The organism is Microcoleus sp. LAD1_D5 (assembly GCF_036702115.1).
Classification (GTDB): Bacteria; Cyanobacteriota; Cyanobacteriia; order Cyanobacteriales; family Microcoleaceae; genus Microcoleus.
On sequence record NZ_JAUBSA010000020.1, the window covers coordinates 25,425 to 40,938 of the forward strand.

At 48.5% G+C, this 15,514-nt stretch carries 9 protein-coding genes; 2 read left to right on the top strand and 7 right to left on the bottom strand.

Annotated elements, in window-relative coordinates:
- The 5 genes from QUA70_RS11210 to QUA70_RS11235 form a co-directional block, all read right to left on the bottom strand.
- A complete protein-coding gene (locus QUA70_RS11210) occupies positions 1–1,605 on the bottom strand; it encodes a nitrate ABC transporter ATP-binding protein (RefSeq protein WP_333323933.1) in 1,605 nt (534 codons plus the stop codon).
- Between the two features lie 104 nt (positions 1,606–1,709).
- On the bottom strand, positions 1,710–3,734 hold the full coding sequence (locus QUA70_RS11215; protein ID WP_333323931.1) for a nitrate ABC transporter ATP-binding protein: 2,025 nt from the start codon (positions 3,732–3,734) through the stop codon (positions 1,710–1,712).
- Between the two features lie 148 nt (positions 3,735–3,882).
- Positions 3,883–4,752, bottom strand: coding sequence for a nitrate ABC transporter permease (gene ntrB, locus QUA70_RS11220; protein ID WP_006632842.1), 870 nt, complete (start codon positions 4,750–4,752; stop codon positions 3,883–3,885).
- Between the two features lie 153 nt (positions 4,753–4,905).
- A complete protein-coding gene (locus QUA70_RS11225; RefSeq protein ID WP_333349737.1) occupies positions 4,906–6,240 on the bottom strand; it encodes a CmpA/NrtA family ABC transporter substrate-binding protein in 1,335 nt (444 codons plus the stop codon).
- 91 nt (positions 6,241–6,331) lie between these two features.
- Complete coding sequence (locus tag QUA70_RS11235) at positions 6,332–8,215, bottom strand: ferredoxin--nitrite reductase (protein WP_445251664.1); 1,884 nt, start codon at positions 8,213–8,215, stop codon at positions 6,332–6,334.
- A 611-nt stretch (positions 8,216–8,826) separates the two neighbouring features.
- On the opposite strand from QUA70_RS11235, the gene QUA70_RS11240 reads away from it, so the two are divergent.
- The gene (locus tag QUA70_RS11240) at positions 8,827–9,042 is read left to right on the top strand and encodes a hypothetical protein (protein ID WP_333323927.1); all 216 of its coding nucleotides are present in this window, start codon (positions 8,827–8,829) and stop codon (positions 9,040–9,042) included.
- A 205-nt stretch (positions 9,043–9,247) separates the two neighbouring features.
- On the opposite strand, the gene QUA70_RS11245 is transcribed toward QUA70_RS11240, so the two are convergent.
- Positions 9,248–9,370 (bottom strand): hypothetical protein, encoded by a 123-nt coding sequence (locus tag QUA70_RS11245; protein WP_333323925.1) that lies wholly within the window; start codon positions 9,368–9,370, stop codon positions 9,248–9,250.
- A gap of 336 nt (positions 9,371–9,706) precedes the next feature.
- Between QUA70_RS11245 and QUA70_RS11250 the strand changes: the two genes are divergently transcribed.
- On the top strand, positions 9,707–10,609 hold the full coding sequence (locus QUA70_RS11250) for an XDD3 family exosortase-dependent surface protein (protein WP_333349739.1): 903 nt from the start codon (positions 9,707–9,709) through the stop codon (positions 10,607–10,609).
- A gap of 64 nt (positions 10,610–10,673) precedes the next feature.
- On the opposite strand, the gene QUA70_RS11255 is transcribed toward QUA70_RS11250, so the two are convergent.
- Positions 10,674–15,230 carry a DUF4347 domain-containing protein gene (locus QUA70_RS11255; RefSeq protein WP_333410414.1) on the bottom strand — a complete coding sequence of 1,519 codons (4,557 nt, stop codon included), beginning with the start codon at positions 15,228–15,230 and terminating at the stop codon, positions 10,674–10,676.
- Positions 15,231–15,514 lie beyond the last annotated feature (284 nt).

Below are 15,514 nucleotides of genomic sequence, written 5' to 3' on the forward strand. Positions count from 1 at the left end.
CTACTTCTCTGTTTTAACTTGAAACACACCGCCGTTGGTGGGGCTAAAAGTTACTTGAAATTCAGCAGTTTTTTCAGTACCTGCGCTGGCATCTGCAGGAGTTTGCAAAACTGGCAGAGGAGTTTCTTTGACGAAATCTTTAGCTGCTTTATTTGTGGGATCGAACTGGAGGATATCGCCGTTTTGTTTGACTTTGACCCGATAAGTCAAACTTTCGGTAAATGTCGGAGTTGTACGCCACTTTTCGTCGATTTGTGCATACAACTTCTGTCCGATCGCATCGAGTTCGGCTTGGTCAGAAATCTCTGATGTGGCAGTGGTGGCTGCAATGGGCGCGACGGCGCTGTTAGCAGCAGCAATGGGTGCAGGGCTTGCAGCAGCAGCGATGGGTGCAGGACTAGCATTCGGTGCGATCGAACTTACTGGGATTTGCGGGCTGGGGGGAGAACTCACAACCGCCGCCGCAGTCGCCGCCTGCGGTGCAGTTTCTTCTACTTTCGCTTGCTTTAGCTGGCTGGAAACAACCGACATATTGACGGCAGCTAAAGTAACCATTGCTACGAACCACGAGGCTGCCAGGATGCCGCGTTTGATCGACGAGGCTTCTGGGGCTTCGGCAGTATGATGCACAAAAGGTGCAGGTGCGATCGACCTGTCAGCAACCCCAGGCTTTTTGCTAGCAGGTAATGGCATCGGTAGCGCGACAGCTTCTGTCTCCGAGTCCGTGGCTTCACCTTCTTCGTGGTGCGCGTAGCGAGAAAACAGGAACTCTAAAGCAAAGTTACGCAGTTCGTAGTATTTCGGGTCTTCCATAATCCGCGCCCGGTTGCGGGGACGGCTGAACGGAATGTGCATATCTTCGCCGATGGAAGCAGCAGGCCCGTTGGTCATCATCACGATGCGATCAGCCAAAAACAAAGCCTCATCAATATCGTGAGTAATCATAATGACGGTAATTTTTTCCTTCCGCCAAATTTTCAGCAATTCTTCCTGCAACTCTTCTCGGGTAATCGGGTCTAGAGCTCCGAAAGGTTCGTCCAAAATCAACAGTTTAGGGCGAGTTGCCAGAGCTCTGGCGATCGCCACCCGCTGTTTCATCCCCCCGGACAATTGGCCCGGTCTTTTGTTACAAGCTTCGGTGAGTCCCACTAATTCCAAGTGTTCCTTGACGATGGTATTGTGTTCGTCTGCGGACTTTTCCGGGTAAACATTTTCCACGCCGAGGTGAATATTTTCTGTAGCAGTCAGCCACGGTAGCAGCGAGTAGTTTTGAAACACCACCATGCGATCGGGGCCTGGTTCAGTAATCTGCGAACCTTCCAGGGCTACTTCTCCGTTTGTCGGCCCGTTGAATCCCGCGATCATATTCAGCAAAGTTGATTTGCCGCAGCCAGAGTGACCGATCAAACAAATAAATTCGCCTTCATTAATAGTCAGGTTTACACCGTCGAGAACGACGTAAGGGCCTTTAGGAGTTTCGTAGACTTTCGATACGTCTTTAATAGTAAGAAAGTCTTGCTTGGGCGTTTGAACTGTGGTTGTTTGCGGGGTTTTTAGAGTTTGCATATTTTCAGGATTTGGATTTTGGGTTGAGGAATTAGACATGACAACTTTGGATTGAGAATTTGAAATTAGGGACTTAGGAAGCGGAAAATGTGGAGTCTTGTTTCCTGATTTCTTGCTCCTCATTCCCTCTTCCTATTTGCTGGCTAAGCTGGCAGTTTGATGGAACACTGACTGCCTATTTGTTCAATTAAGATTTCTTCAATGCGGACGGCGCGTTTGATTTTGACATTGTGAAGATAGTCGATCGGGTCGTCGAGATTAAACACAGTGCCGTCAAATAGCTCGATCGTCCGGCGATCTCTGGCAATATCCGGCAAGCCCAATTCACGCACGGCTTGACCGAAAACATCGGGCCGCAAAACTCGATCGACCACTTCCACCCAGTTTTTCGGGAACGGGATGAGTCCCCACCGAGCCATCTGCGCCATCACCCACACCATTTCTAGGCGGTCTGGAAAATTGGTTTTGTCAACAGAGAACTGGTTGAAATTGTAGAGCATTTCTGGTTCTGCCTCCGTACCGGAGTTGTACGGATCGATGAACCCTGGACGGATGTCTTTCGGATCGGCGCCGATGTATTGTTCTTGGCTAATCAATGCTAGGACTTCTTCGCGGTTGCGGCGGTCGTCGCAGTAGTCGCAGGCTTCCAAAAGCGCTTTGACGAGGGCGAGGTGGGTTTGAGGATATTTCTGAGCCCAATCTTCACTAACACCGAGAACTTTTTCGATGTGTCCGGGCAGAATATCGAGGGAACGGGCCATGACAAAACCCGTACCACTGTTGACTGCGTGGGAGTTCCATGGGTCGCCTGAGCAGTAGCCGTCAATGTTGCCTGCTTTTAAATTCGATACCATCTGCGGGGGCGGAATCACGGTCAAGCCCACGTCGAGGTCAGGGTCGATGCCGCCGGCGGCCAGCCAGTAGCGGAACAGCAGATTGTGCATGGAGGCCGAGTGTACCATGCCCAAGGTGTGAACTTTATCGGGACTCTTGGCGATCGCAGCTTTGAAATCCTCTAATGTCCGAATGCCTTGTTTGTAAAGGTCTTTGCTGAAAACAATTGAATTGCCGTTGCGGGACAGCGTGAGGGCGCTACAGACGGGTACAGGGGCTTGACCGTCCATGCCCAATAGCATGGCGATCGGCATTCCTGCGACCATTTGCGCCGCGTCCAGCCGTCCTTCGGCGACTCCTTGGGCGATCGCTTTCCAGCCTGGTTCGCGGCTGAGGGTGACTTCTTCCAAGCCGTGGGCTTGGAAGAATCCTTTTTCTTTGGCTACCACTAAGGGGGCGCAGTCGGTGAGGGGAATAAAGCCGATGTCGAGGTTGATTTTTTCCAGGCCGTTGCGGGCGATCACAGGCGGTTGTTGTTTGGCCCGGCGCTGTTTTACCCGCTTTTGCTGGTTGAGGAAGTAAACCATTTCGTTACGCAGCGCGTAGTAACTCGGATGGTTGACAACTTCCATGCGCTTGCGGGGGCGGGGGATGTTCACTTCGAGGATTTGCCCGATTTGCGCTTCCGGGCCGTTGGTGAGCATCACAATGCGATCGCTCAGTAATAAAGCCTCATCTACGTCGTGAGTTACCATCACGCTGGTGACTTTACTTTCTTCGCAAATTTTCATCAACTGGTCTTGCAAACCGCCGCGAGTTAAAGCATCGAGAGCTCCGAAGGGTTCGTCTAGCAGCAGCAATTTCGGGCGAATCGCCAGGGCGCGGGCGATCGCAACTCTTTGTTTCATCCCCCCAGAAATTTCGCCTGGGCGTTTGTCGGCGGCGTGCCCGAGTCCGACCAATTTAATGTGGTGTTCGATCACCAACTCGCGATCTTCTTGAGAGTTACCGCTGTAAATTTCATTTACTGCTAGGGCAATATTTTCGCGCACCGTCAGCCAAGGTAGCAGCGAATAATTTTGAAACACCACCATTCTGTCCGGGCCTGGATCGCGGACTTCGCGTCCTTCTAAAGTAATCCCGCCCTGACTTGCTTTGTCGAGACCGGCGATGATATTTAGCAGCGTAGATTTGCCGCAGCCAGAGTGTCCGATTAAGGTGATGAATTCTCCCTTTTTAATTTTCAGTTCGATATTTTTAAGAGCGATGTATTGCTCTCCATTGGGCAAGTTAAATACGCGGTCAACGTGGTCTACTTCAACAAATACTGACATGGCTATTTTAGGTTAGTTACTAATTTCTAGATGCTAATTATTAATGGGGAATTGGGCATTAGGCATTGGGCATTGGGCATATATAATTATTCCCGCTTCCTAATAACTAATCACCCATTCCCCATTCCCCATTCCCCATTCCCAAATCCTATTTCTGTTCTTCGGGAACAACTTTGGAAGCAATGAAACCAACGATTCTGTCTAAAATCAAACCGACGATTCCTACATAAAGCACTGCTAGAATCACTGCACTGAGTCGAGAACTGTTGTAAGCGTCCCAGATGAAGAAGCCGATGCCGACGCCGCCGACTAACATTTCCGCAGCTACGATCGCCAGCCAAGACAAACCGATACCAATTCTCAAGCCAGTGAAGATGTAAGGAACTGAAGAAGGCAGCAGGATTTTCCAGAAGTATTTTTGGTTGGGAAGGCGCAAGACGCGGGCGACGTTTCTGTAGTCTTGGGGTATTTGTTGAACGCCTACTGTGGTGTTAATTAGAATCGGCCAAATGGCGGTAATTAAGATTACGAAAAGTGCTGAAACTTCGTTAGCTTTCACCCCCATGCCTTCAAAGGGATTGAACTGTTGAAATACGGCCAGGGCGATCGGCAGCCAAGCCAGGGGCGGGATAGTTCTGAATACTTGAAACAGCGGGTCTAAAGCATCGAACATTAGGGAGTTTGTGCCGATCAGGATTCCTAAACTGATGCCGAGAACTGCTGCCAAAGTAAAGCCGATCGCCACCCGCTGCAAGCTAGCCAAAATTTGCCAGAACAAGCCTTTGTCTGTACCGCCGTTGTCGAAGAAAGGATTAATAATCAGATTCCAGCTTTCTTGGACGGCTTTGATTGGCCCCGGCAAGCTGGACTCTGGACTGTTGCAGAGGATTTGCCAGATTATGAGCAGAACTGTAATTGCTACCAGCGGGCGGATGATTTTGCGGCGGTTTTTTTGAACCTGATCCAGAACGAAATTTACTGGATTTTTGCTTTTAGTAACAGCGAGGTTTGTTGCCATTTTTCTTTTTGCAGTATTGTGAATAATCGATTATTTGTAGATACTTTGAAGTGTTCACCGTGTCTGGGGTGGGTTGAGTTAGAAAACCCAACTCCACTCAATTTAAAAATTGGTCAACTCTCAACAGTCAACTGTCAACACTCAACCCACTAATTATGCTTTTTTGATTGCCAGAGTCTTCAGATATTCTTCTGGTTTTTCTGGGTCAAACTTCACACCGTCAAAGAAGGTTTCGACACCGCGAGAAGTGGTAGTAGGAATTTGGGCGGCGGGGACGCCAAGTGTTGTCGCTGCTGCTTTCCAAATATCTTCGCGGTTAACTTTATCAACGGTTGCTTTGATGTCGGTAGTGGCCGGGATATAACCCCACCGAATATTTTCAGCTAAGAACCAAGCATCGTGACTCTTGTAGGGATAAGAAGCATTATCAGCCCAGAATTTCATCGCCACAGGGCTGGCAGCTTCAATGCGGCCGGTACCGTAGTCAATTTGAGCTTTAGAGCGACCGATAATATCTGCTACTGGAACTTTTAACCACTTATCTTGAGAGATGATTTGGCACATTTCATCGTGATTTTCGGGCTTGTCGCACCACTGCTGGGCTTCCAGTACGGCCATTGTAATTGCTTTTGCAGCTTTGGGGTTTTTGTCAACCCAATCTCCTCTTAAACCTAAAGCTTTTTCAGGATGATCTTTCCACATTTCTCCAGTTACTAAGGCGGTGTATCCTACCTTTTGAGTAACTAGCTGAGCATTCCAAGGTTCGCCTACGCAAAAGGCTTCCATGCTGCCAGATTTCATGTTCGCTACCATTTGGGGCGGCGGAATGGGAATCACGGAAACATCTGTATCTGGATTAATACCGCCGGCTGCTAGCCAGTAGCGTATCCACAAGTCGTGGGTGCCGCCGGGAAAGGTCATAGCAATAGGAACATTTTGATTACCAAAAGCTGCTTTCAGAGGTGCGCTGTCTGTACCTACTTTTAAATCTAGGTATTTTTTGCTCAGGGAAATTGCCTGACCGTTAGTATTTAACCGGGCGACAATGTACATCGGCACTGGCTGATTGCCTTTGGTAATAGTGCCTAATGTCATTTGGTAAGGCATCGGGGATAAGATGTGGGCACCGTCAATGCCGCCTTTTTCGGAACCGAGTTCTAAGTTGTCGCGAGTAACTGGCCAAGATGCTTGTTTGGTAACTTGTACGTCTTTCATGCCGTACTTGGCAAATAACCCTTTTTCTTGGGCGATGATTAAGGGTGCTGCGTCGGTGAGGGCGATGAATCCGAGTTTGGCTGCGGTAACTTCTGGGGCGTCGGCGGGGTTGATGTTGACTGCTGGGGCGGCGGTGGGTGATGCGCCGCCGGCTGCGGGGGTGGCACCTCCGTTAGATGTGGTGGAACTGGAACTGCAACCGTGGGCTAGGAGGGTGCCGGCTGCTGTTGCTCCAGCGGTGATGATGAATTTTCTTCTAGAAAGGTTGCTCATTTGTCTTGAATTGTTGTTGTACTTTGAGATGGTGGAAATGTGAGATGTGAGATTGATTCGCGACCTTCGCATCGCATCTCACATTATTAGATTAGGCGTCGATCGACACTTTGCCGATCGCCCGCGCGCTGCAAGCTAAAATGAACCCTGGTTCTAAGTCTGCGGCAGCGTCTGGTTTGCTGTCGTAGACTGTTTGGCCTTCTAGGAGTTTCTGCTGGCAAGTGCCACAGCTTCCCGACCGGCAATTGCTGTCAAGTTCGACCCCGGCCCGTTCGGCAACATCGAGAATGAACTCATCTTCGCTGCAAGCAACTTCTTTGCCCGATCGAGCGAAAATGACAGTAGATGTCTGAGGTTTGGCTGCCGAGACTGCCGTTTCGCCCTCCTCAACCGTCAATTGCAGTTGCCGGTTCAGCAAAGCTACATCCCCTGTAATTTCTTTGGGAACTGCCCCAAACTGCTCGACTAACAGTTGATGCAGCAGCGGTTTGAGGTCTTCGCAAGGGATGCCTTTTTGGACGCAAGCACCCAAATGAGCGTCTTTGCCAACTGTGCCTCCCATGTAAATGTCTACACCTTCTAGGGTTTTGCCGTTCTTGCGAACTTTTGTTCCCATCAAACCAATGTCTGCTACCTGGGGTTGACCGCAGGAATTGGGGCAACCCGTCCAGTGAATTCTGACCGGTTTGGGAAGTGACAGTTCGACATCGAGTTCCTCAATCATTGCCACGGATCGGCTTTTGGTTTCGATGAGGGCGAAGTTGCAAAACTTGGCGCCAGTGCAGGAAACCAAGGCTCGCGTCAGCGGTGCGGGTTCGATGGAAAAACGCTGCAACAGCGGTTCTTTGACCAGCGATTCCATCCGCGAGTCGGGAACGTTGGGAATAATCACGTTTTCTTCGACAGTGAGCCTGAGCTCGCCGCTGCCGTAAACCTCGGCAATTCTGGCCAAATCGAACAAATCGGATGCCTGCAGCCGTCCGACTGGAACGTGCAGCCCTACATAGTTGAGCCCTGATTGCTTTTGGGGGTAGATGCCGATGTGGTCGCGTTTTTCCCAGACGATTTCATCTTTAGGCGCGGCGGCGGGCAAAGTGCGACCTAATTCTTGTTCGACTGCGGTTCGGAATTGTTCGATTCCGAGTTCGTCAATCAGCCACATCAGCCGCGATTTTTGGCGGTTTGCTCTTGGGCCTTGATCGCGAAACACAGTTAAAATTGCTTTGCACAAATCTACAACGTCGCTGGGACTTGCCCATGCGTTGAGAGGAATTGCAGCTTCGCAGCGTTTGGCGGAGAAGAAACCGCCGACTAAAACGTTAAAACCGATGTTGCCGTCTTTGTAAGCGGGTACGAAGGCGATGTCGTTGATTTCTGCGTGGACTGAGTTGTCGCGGCAGCCTGCGATCGCAATATTAAACTTTCTCGGCAAATTTGAAAACGCGGGGTTGCCTTCGCCGCTGTTCGTAATCATGTCTTGGACTTGGTTCGCCAGTTCCCGCGTATCTATCAGTTCGTCGGCGTCCAGGCCCGCGACTGGGGAACCGGTGATGTTGCGTACGTTGTCCATGCCAGACTGGATGCTGGTCATGCCCGCTTCTTTGAGGCGGCGGAAGATGTCGGGTACATCTTCGATGCGAATTCCGCGCAATTGCAGGTTTTGTCTGGTGGTGATGTCGGCGCTGCCTTCGTCACCGTAGCGTTGGACGATTTCTGCTAGCGTTCTGGTTTGATTGCTAGTAATGATGCCGTTGGGCAAGCGCAGGCGCATCATGAATTTGCCGGGGGTTACTGGCCGAAAGAAGATGCCGAGCCATTTGAGGCGGTGCTCGCGATCTGTTTCGTTCATTGCTTCCCAGCCGATGGCGGCGAAGTGGTCGAGTTCGCCTTTTAATGCTAAGCCATCTTTTTCGGCTTTGAGTTTTTCAAACTTGTTCAGGCTCGCTTGGGCTTTGGGTTCTACTGTTTGGGTCATCGGTTTACCCTCGCTGCTGGCTGGTGTGGGGAGGTATTGACTTGGAGCATAAAGTGTGTGTTTCCTGCTAACCTTAGTGACTGTATGGATTTAAAACTGTATATTTAGTTACTAGATGGAATTTCTTTTAAGCATGGTTGGTCTTCTGTACATTTGAGCTTGACTGGGCGCTGGCTCGAACGTCGCCAAACTATTTATGGTTATAGTTGCTACCGATGATTCGGTCGATCGCTGCGTTTCGATGCACCTTTGTTATGAGCTAATGTAAAGCCCACGATTGTAAATATTCGTAGCTATTTTTACAAAAGATTGAGTTTTATGAATATTTCGCATAGGCCCGATGCGTTTTATACATGGGAAATGGGTAAAGACGCCCACAAAACCGAAAAATCTCTCTAAATCTTTAGATTTAGGAGGGAAGAGGGGGTATTGGAATATCTAAGATTAATTTTGTGACTGCGATCGCAGACTTAAAACGAGATCGTCACAACATTAGAGCGGTCGCTGTCACACAGTTTGCCTCAAAACATCACATTATGTGCTATGCCAGCATCACTATTAATTTTCGGAGAACGAGAGATGATATAAGCATCGAATTCAGGGAACGTCTCATGTTTTTAGTTCAACTTATCCCCGGCGCTATTTCCGAAATGCTTGCCTCTGTTACGGATACGGGTTGTTTGACTTTAGCCGATCGCTACGGCTTGATGGCCGCTGTTTTGGACGACTCTCTCGACGATGAATATAGACATTCGATCAACCGCCTGCTGCGTTCTGTGATTAAGGGAAGAGTCAAGATTGTCAACGAACTGTCGGCGATATATTAACAGCATTTAAAAATTTGATTGATTTCTGCAGCGCATAAGAGTGCAGAAACCACCGGCCGAGTTAGAAGGAACCCACGATGCCTGCAGCGGATGTAGGGCAGGAAGTTGATTGGATGTTTTAAAAACGTGCGATCGCTATTGCCGTATGATTTTTTTTGATTCTCCAATTCTCGCTTTGGGCGGCACTTACAGAAAAAGTGCTGATTCATGAGAGTTTGTTGGGTGGAACGCTGATGGTAATATTAGTAAAGTTGTTGTGCGCGATCGGCATTTGAGGAGTTTGAGGCATGAAGTCATCCCAACCAACGTAATTATAATTATTAGACATCTCAAGCAAAGCCTGTCTTGAAAAGGCAGGATGCCTGTTCCACAATAATTATTGGAGAGGTAGATTGAACAGGGCTGGCGATGAAAGACAATTTATGAAAATTATTTTTACCTATACAGGACTGACCCAGGCACACTATATACTCTGCATAAGTCCTATATTTAGTTACTGGCATTGGTTGGGTGTTTTAAGCAATCTATTTAACATGATGCAATTGCCCGACCCAACTTTAGCAATATTTTAATATATTCAGCCGCAATATATGATTTACTCAAAATTAAGAATAGTCGATCGATCAGACTGGACAATTTAACAATGATTCCCAGGGAGCATTTTATGAAATCCATTGCTAAAAACCGCATCCACTGGACTTACTCAGTGGCTATTTTCTGTACCCTTTTCGCAATACCGCAACAAAAAGCTACAGCAGCCACCCTATCTAACGGGTGGAATTATGCGATCGATTCCTTCAACGACGGCGTGACAGGACCCCAAATCGGCGGCGGGGAATTTGAATTTTATGGCATCGCCATCAAAGAAACATCAGATACAGCTTTTATCGCCATCAATTCTAATCTAAGTTTAGCAGGATATGCCGACCCACTAGCTCAAAGAGGCAACATCAACTACGGCGATTTATTCTTCAATTTTTCCGGTCAAAACTTCAATACAGCTAACGCAAACGGCAGCTTGTTTGGTATCCGCTTTGCCGAAGGAAATGACTCCGGCGTGGCGACAACAGGCGTTTACACGAATGTTACCGCTAAAAGCGTCACTCAAACTAACTCTGGCTTTAGCAATTTAAATCAATTCAATACGGTAGTTGCATCTCAAGGCGGAACCCCATCAATGGGCGATTTAGCTGCTACAGACCCCTATTTTCAACAAACAGGAAACTGGACTGTTCTCAACTCAATAGCTACTGGTACAAAAGTAGGAGAAATCAATTTTTTAACGCCAGCAACTTTGAGCGTCTTCGGTCTTAATTTTGCTCAGTTTTATGCAGTAGGTTCTCAAACAATCGGATTCAGTTTCAATAAATCCTCAATGCCTTCGGGGAACTATATTGCTAACTTTTTTGCCGAGTGCGCTAACGATGCGATCGCTATTCAAGGCTCTTTTGAAAAAGAATCTGCTGAAGCCGTACCGGAACCTTCTACTATCTTCGGTACTTTAGCCGGATTTTGCATTCTAGGTATTGGTGCAGCGAAACGCAAAATTCAGCACAAGAGTAACTGAAATGGATTTTAGATCGATCCCGTAGGGACACGGCAATGCCGTGTCCTGCACTTCATAAACTCCTCTAAGCTAGATTGAAATTGGCAGCATTAATCAGGCTGGCAGACACCCCATTCAGAGAGACTAAAATTTCACCTGTTGCTGACAAACGGATGAAAGTTGAACTGTTTTCTTGAGTAATTGACAGTTGGGAGAAAGTGAGATTGTTGGCGAGTATTAGCAAATCTTGGCCATCCTCAAAATCCAAGATAGTATCGATGCCAGAATTAGCAGATAGCAAGAATTTATCATTGCCATCACCTCCCGTCAAAATATCACTTCCCAAACCGCCAATCAGCAAATCATCACCCTTACCTCCCTGCAGAATATCATTACCATCGCCACCATTCAAAACGTCAGCACCGCGGCTGCCAAACAAGGCATCATCACCGCTACCTCCCAGCATAATATCATTACCTTTGCCGCCGAAAAGAGAGTCATTTCCCAGGCTACCGTCGAGGTAATCATTGCCCCTCATGCCCATCAAAGCATCATTGGCGCTCCCGCCAGTCAGGATATCGTCGCCGTTTGTACCGAGAATGCGATCGGGGGAATTGCTGCCCAAATCCGCATCGCCGGTGACAACAGGAGTCGCAATCCCACCAGGTAATGTCACAGCTTGAATTTTGGTGTCTAAAGCAGCACCCGTATTCTCAGTAACTACCAGGGAAATTGTCTTAGTTCCCGCAGTTACTTCCTTTAAGTCTTGAGTAGTTGCGCCCAAAGCTACTTGTTGGACGCGGGCGACTGCTTCAGGAATTGATGTTGTTGTACTGGAGACAGCGGCATCAATACGTTGATTGGCTGTTGCCATTACAGTCGCAGCTTGCGAGGTAGTTTGAGTGAATTTTTGACTGTTGAAACTGGGGTCAATTTGCTTGATTTTAGCGGCAGATTGCTGAATAATTGGTTCTAAATCTGTTGCATTGCTGAGGTTTAAAGCTGTACCGGATTGAACTCGACTCGTAATTGAACTGACAACAGCCTTGACAATATCCTTAGTTGCTGCACTGGAAGCACCGTCAATCAAAGCAGCAGTTTGAGTGATGAAGTTTTGGACTTTCACCATTGCGGATAAAGTTGCGATACCGCCCGGTTGGTTGTTGTTGGTGGCGTCGATCGGGTCTAAGCTAGTCAGGTCAATATTACTGGGGATGGAAAGGGCAGTTTTGACTAAAAATTGTGCTTCGGCTGGTGTAACTCCTTTGTCGATTAAGTCGGCAACTAATGTGGTTAAGAGGGTAACAACAGTAGCATCTGGTGGTGCGGTGACTGGTGTTTCTAGGGGTAAACCTGTGGCGGTGTCAGTGCCTCCTGTGGCAACTAAATTGCCTTCTTCTGAATCAATTTCCCCGTTTTGATTTTTGTCGAAAATGTCCGAGGCGAGATTCAGATCGAATTCACCATTAGGGCCAGTGATGGCAGACGGTTCATTAGGATCGAGTATGCCGTTTTTGTTCGCATCTAAGAAGATAGTAGAACCAGCAATGTAAGAGTCAATTACAAAACCGCCGAAATTATAACTCTTGAACCGGACGATTTCGCTAACACTAGCACCTGATGAATCCGTTCCCGTTACCTTCAGCCAGTAGTTAAAATTCTTCGGGCGAGTTTCGCCTATCTTAATAGTGCGAGTTTCGGGATTGAAAGTTAACCATGAGGGGAGAGGAATTTCAGGAAAACTTGACTTATCGATTAGTTTCCGATAGCTGCGGCCGTTGAGATCGCTTTCCCAACGGTACGCAGACGAATTCACAGCATTGAAATCTGCCAGACAGATCGTATAGTTAATGCGATCGCCCGGATCGGGGTCAGTATCGGTATTTGCAGCGAAGGTCAACTCATTGGCAGTTTTAGAACTTCCTTGCGACAAGACAGAACTATTTACAACTGGCGGGCGGTTGCTATCCGTTGGCGGCGGCGTTGGCGTCGGCGTTGGTGGTGTGGGCGTTGGTGGTATGGGCGTTGGTGGTATGGGCGTTGGTGGTATGGGCGTTGGTGGTATGGGCGTCGGGGGTGGCGTCGGTGTCGGAGTTGGGGGTGCCGGCGGTGTCGGAGTCGGGGGTGGCGTCGGTGTCGGAGTTGGGGGTGCCGGCGGTGTCGGAGTCGGGGGTGGCGTCGGCGTCGGAGTCGGGGGTGCCGGCGGTGTCGGAGTCGGGGGTGGCGGCGGTGTCGGCGTCGGGGGTACCGGCGGAGTCGGTGTTGGTGGCGGCGGTGTCGGAGTCGGGGGTGGCGGCGGTGTCGGTGCAGTGGAGTTAATAATAGTTGTGGTAGCGGTATCAGCCGTAATTATTGGTGTTACCCCTGGGACACCTGTGGGATTTGACAGGGTGAGGGTAATAGTTTCATCGGGTTCAACCGTAGTGTCGCCTAACACCTCCAGAGTGATGGTTTTTGATGTTTCACCCGTCACAAAATTAATCGTGCCAGTAGCAGTTTTTGCCCCAGAAGTGCCGCCGATATTGTTATAATCGCTGCCGTTGGTAGCTGTTCCTGCTATTGCATATTTGACGCTACTTGCCCCGCTAGTGTCGTTGCTGCGAGTAACAGTGAAAGTTAGAGGTTTTTTGCCGCTATTGCCTTCGTCAATGCTGGCAGTACCGGCGGCAATGGCATAAGCAACAGAAACCTGGTCTGAAATAGTTAGAGTTGTTGTTTTTGTGAAACCCGCAATGCCATTGGTAATTGTGCCCAAGTTGAAAATTGCGGTTTCGGGGTTTTCAGAGATACTGTCAGGTTTGATAGTAACTGCAATATTTTTGGTGAGTGCAGCACCTGTTGAACCAGCAGGGAAGGTAATCGAAGTAGGGGAAAAGGTGTAGTCTGAATTTTGGGTGGCTGTGCTAGTGGGGTCGAGGATAATTGGCACAACTACATCGTTTAAGGGAGTGCCACCGGTGATGGTGACGGGAATATTAACTACTGTGTCTGTTGTTCCTTCCACGCCGTTGTAAGTGGCCGCACCGAAATTAACTGTATTCGATGTATTCAGCAGAACCGAGACATCATTAGTAACTTTGTTTGTCGTAGCTAAATCCAACTTGCCGTCAGCATTAAAATCTGCCGCAGCCATACCAGTCGGAGCTCCCCCGATAGTCTCTATCTTACTAAAGTTGCTGAGATTACCAAATTTACCCGTACCATCTCCTAACAAGATTGAAACTTCGCTGGAACCGGTAGATGTGGCTAAATCGAGTTTGCCGTCGCCGTTCAAGTCGCCTGCAACCACAGAAAAGGCACGATTTCCGATAGCAAAGTTGCTAGCATTACCAAAATTACCCGTACCATCTCCCAAAAAGACTGAGACATTCTCAGAAAAGTCGTTACTTGCGGCGAGATCGAGTTTGCCATCGCCATTAAAGTCGCCTGTGACGACAAAGTGATTCTCTCTCCCAACAAGATTACCCGCGCTAAGGTTAACGGGGGAGTTAAAGCTGCCATTACCATCTCCTAAGAAAACGGAGATGTTGTCAGTTACTTCATTGTTCGACGTGACTAAATCGAGTTTGCCGTCGCCGTTCAAGTCGGCTGTGGCAACAGTAAACTTTGGTTTGTTTGTATTAATTGGAACGGCAGTGCCAAAGCTACCAGTACCGTCTCCGAAAAGTATTGAAATTGTTGAAAAGTTGTTGCCAAACCTCGGGGCTGTGGCTAAATCTAACTTGCCATCTCCGTTGAAGTCGCCGGCTGCGATCGAGCTATGATACACGTTTAAAGCGAAGTTGGTAGGATTACCAAAACTGCCAGTACCTGTGCCCAGCCGGATGGAAACGTAACCGGGGTCAGAACCACCAGGATTACTCCCTACAGCTAAATCGAGTTTGCCGTCTCCATTAAAGTCCCGCACTGCAATGGCGTTGGGATTCTCGTTACCTGGGTCAAATAAGGTGGTAGCAGTACCAAAGCTGCCCGTAGTACCCGTCCCCAACAATATGGAAATATTCTTGGAGCCCTGGTTGACCACGGCTAAGTCTAGGAAACCGTCGCCGTTCAAGTCGCCCGTACCCATGTCAACAGGATTGTTGCCGACATTATAGTTCCTAGCTTCACTGAAGGTGGAGAGGACGTGGCTGTATGCTGCTAGAACTTCAGGCCGGAATGCTAAAGAGGCTGCTATTTTCCCGGTTGTGACTTCTAGTTCCCAGTCGCCGCCTTTTGCTGCACTTCCGGTGAGGTTTTTGGAGGCGGCAACGTTGGTATTTGTGAGTTTGGCGATGCGCTGGATGAAGGTGAAGGATGTCAATGCGACATTGCAACCGTAAATCAGAATGTCCGCACCCAGATTTAAAGCGCTTCCCCACTGCTGAAATTGTTTGGAATAAGTTTCCAGATTTTCAGAACACAATCTAGTTTTGCCCAGTTGCAAGCTACCCGGAGCACCGTGAGAAATGATGTGAATGCTGTCTATATTGGTGTGAAGAGCTAAAATTTCAGTAATTTGGTCGATCGCATCCCTGTTCCCATCCAAAACCACTACTTCCGTACCCGATGTTACTCCGGCAATCAAACTTTGATAATCTTCAACTTGAGAATCGATAAAGGCGATCGCACTTCTTGAAACTTGACAATTAAAATTTGGCATCACACCACCTAATTCCTGGTTTAAAAAAGACTGAAAATTTGTTGTATCAACCATAAGGCTTGATTGCATAAAACTCTGTAAAGATTTGATAAAGATGTATTGATAAATAGTCCCTCGATCGACCTTGGGAGTGCCAAGGGTGCCTCCCCACCCCCCACGAGGGCAACCGCGGGGGGATTGCCCCTACAAAAACTGGGGGGATATCCAAATCGGGTCGATCGGACTTTCTACCGTATTGCTATTAAATCAGGTGGCTATTTGAGAACTTGAGTGAGTTCTCATCG

What these genes read in the sequence shown, in the direction of transcription:
- QUA70_RS11225 (WP_333349737.1), bottom strand. Translation starts at nt 6,240, where the DNA reads ATGAGCAACCTTTCTAGAAGAAAATTCATCATCACCGCTGGAGCAACA.
- QUA70_RS11215 (WP_333323931.1), bottom strand. Translation starts at nt 3,734, where the DNA reads ATGTCAGTATTTGTTGAAGTAGACCACGTTGACCGCGTATTTAACTTG.
- QUA70_RS11245 (WP_333323925.1), bottom strand. Translation starts at nt 9,370, where the DNA reads ATGTCTAATAATTATAATTACGTTGGTTGGGATGACTTCATGCCTCAA.
- ntrB (WP_006632842.1), bottom strand. Translation starts at nt 4,752, where the DNA reads ATGGCAACAAACCTCGCTGTTACTAAAAGCAAAAATCCAGTAAATTTC.
- QUA70_RS11255 (WP_333410414.1), bottom strand. Translation starts at nt 15,230, where the DNA reads ATGCCAAATTTTAATTGTCAAGTTTCAAGAAGTGCGATCGCCTTTATC.
- QUA70_RS11240 (WP_333323927.1), top strand. Translation starts at nt 8,827, where the DNA reads ATGTTTTTAGTTCAACTTATCCCCGGCGCTATTTCCGAAATGCTTGCC.
- QUA70_RS11210 (WP_333323933.1), bottom strand. Translation starts at nt 1,605, where the DNA reads ATGTCTAATTCCTCAACCCAAAATCCAAATCCTGAAAATATGCAAACT.
- QUA70_RS11250 (WP_333349739.1), top strand. Translation starts at nt 9,707, where the DNA reads ATGAAATCCATTGCTAAAAACCGCATCCACTGGACTTACTCAGTGGCT.
- QUA70_RS11235 (WP_445251664.1), bottom strand. Translation starts at nt 8,215, where the DNA reads ATGACCCAAACAGTAGAACCCAAAGCCCAAGCGAGCCTGAACAAGTTT.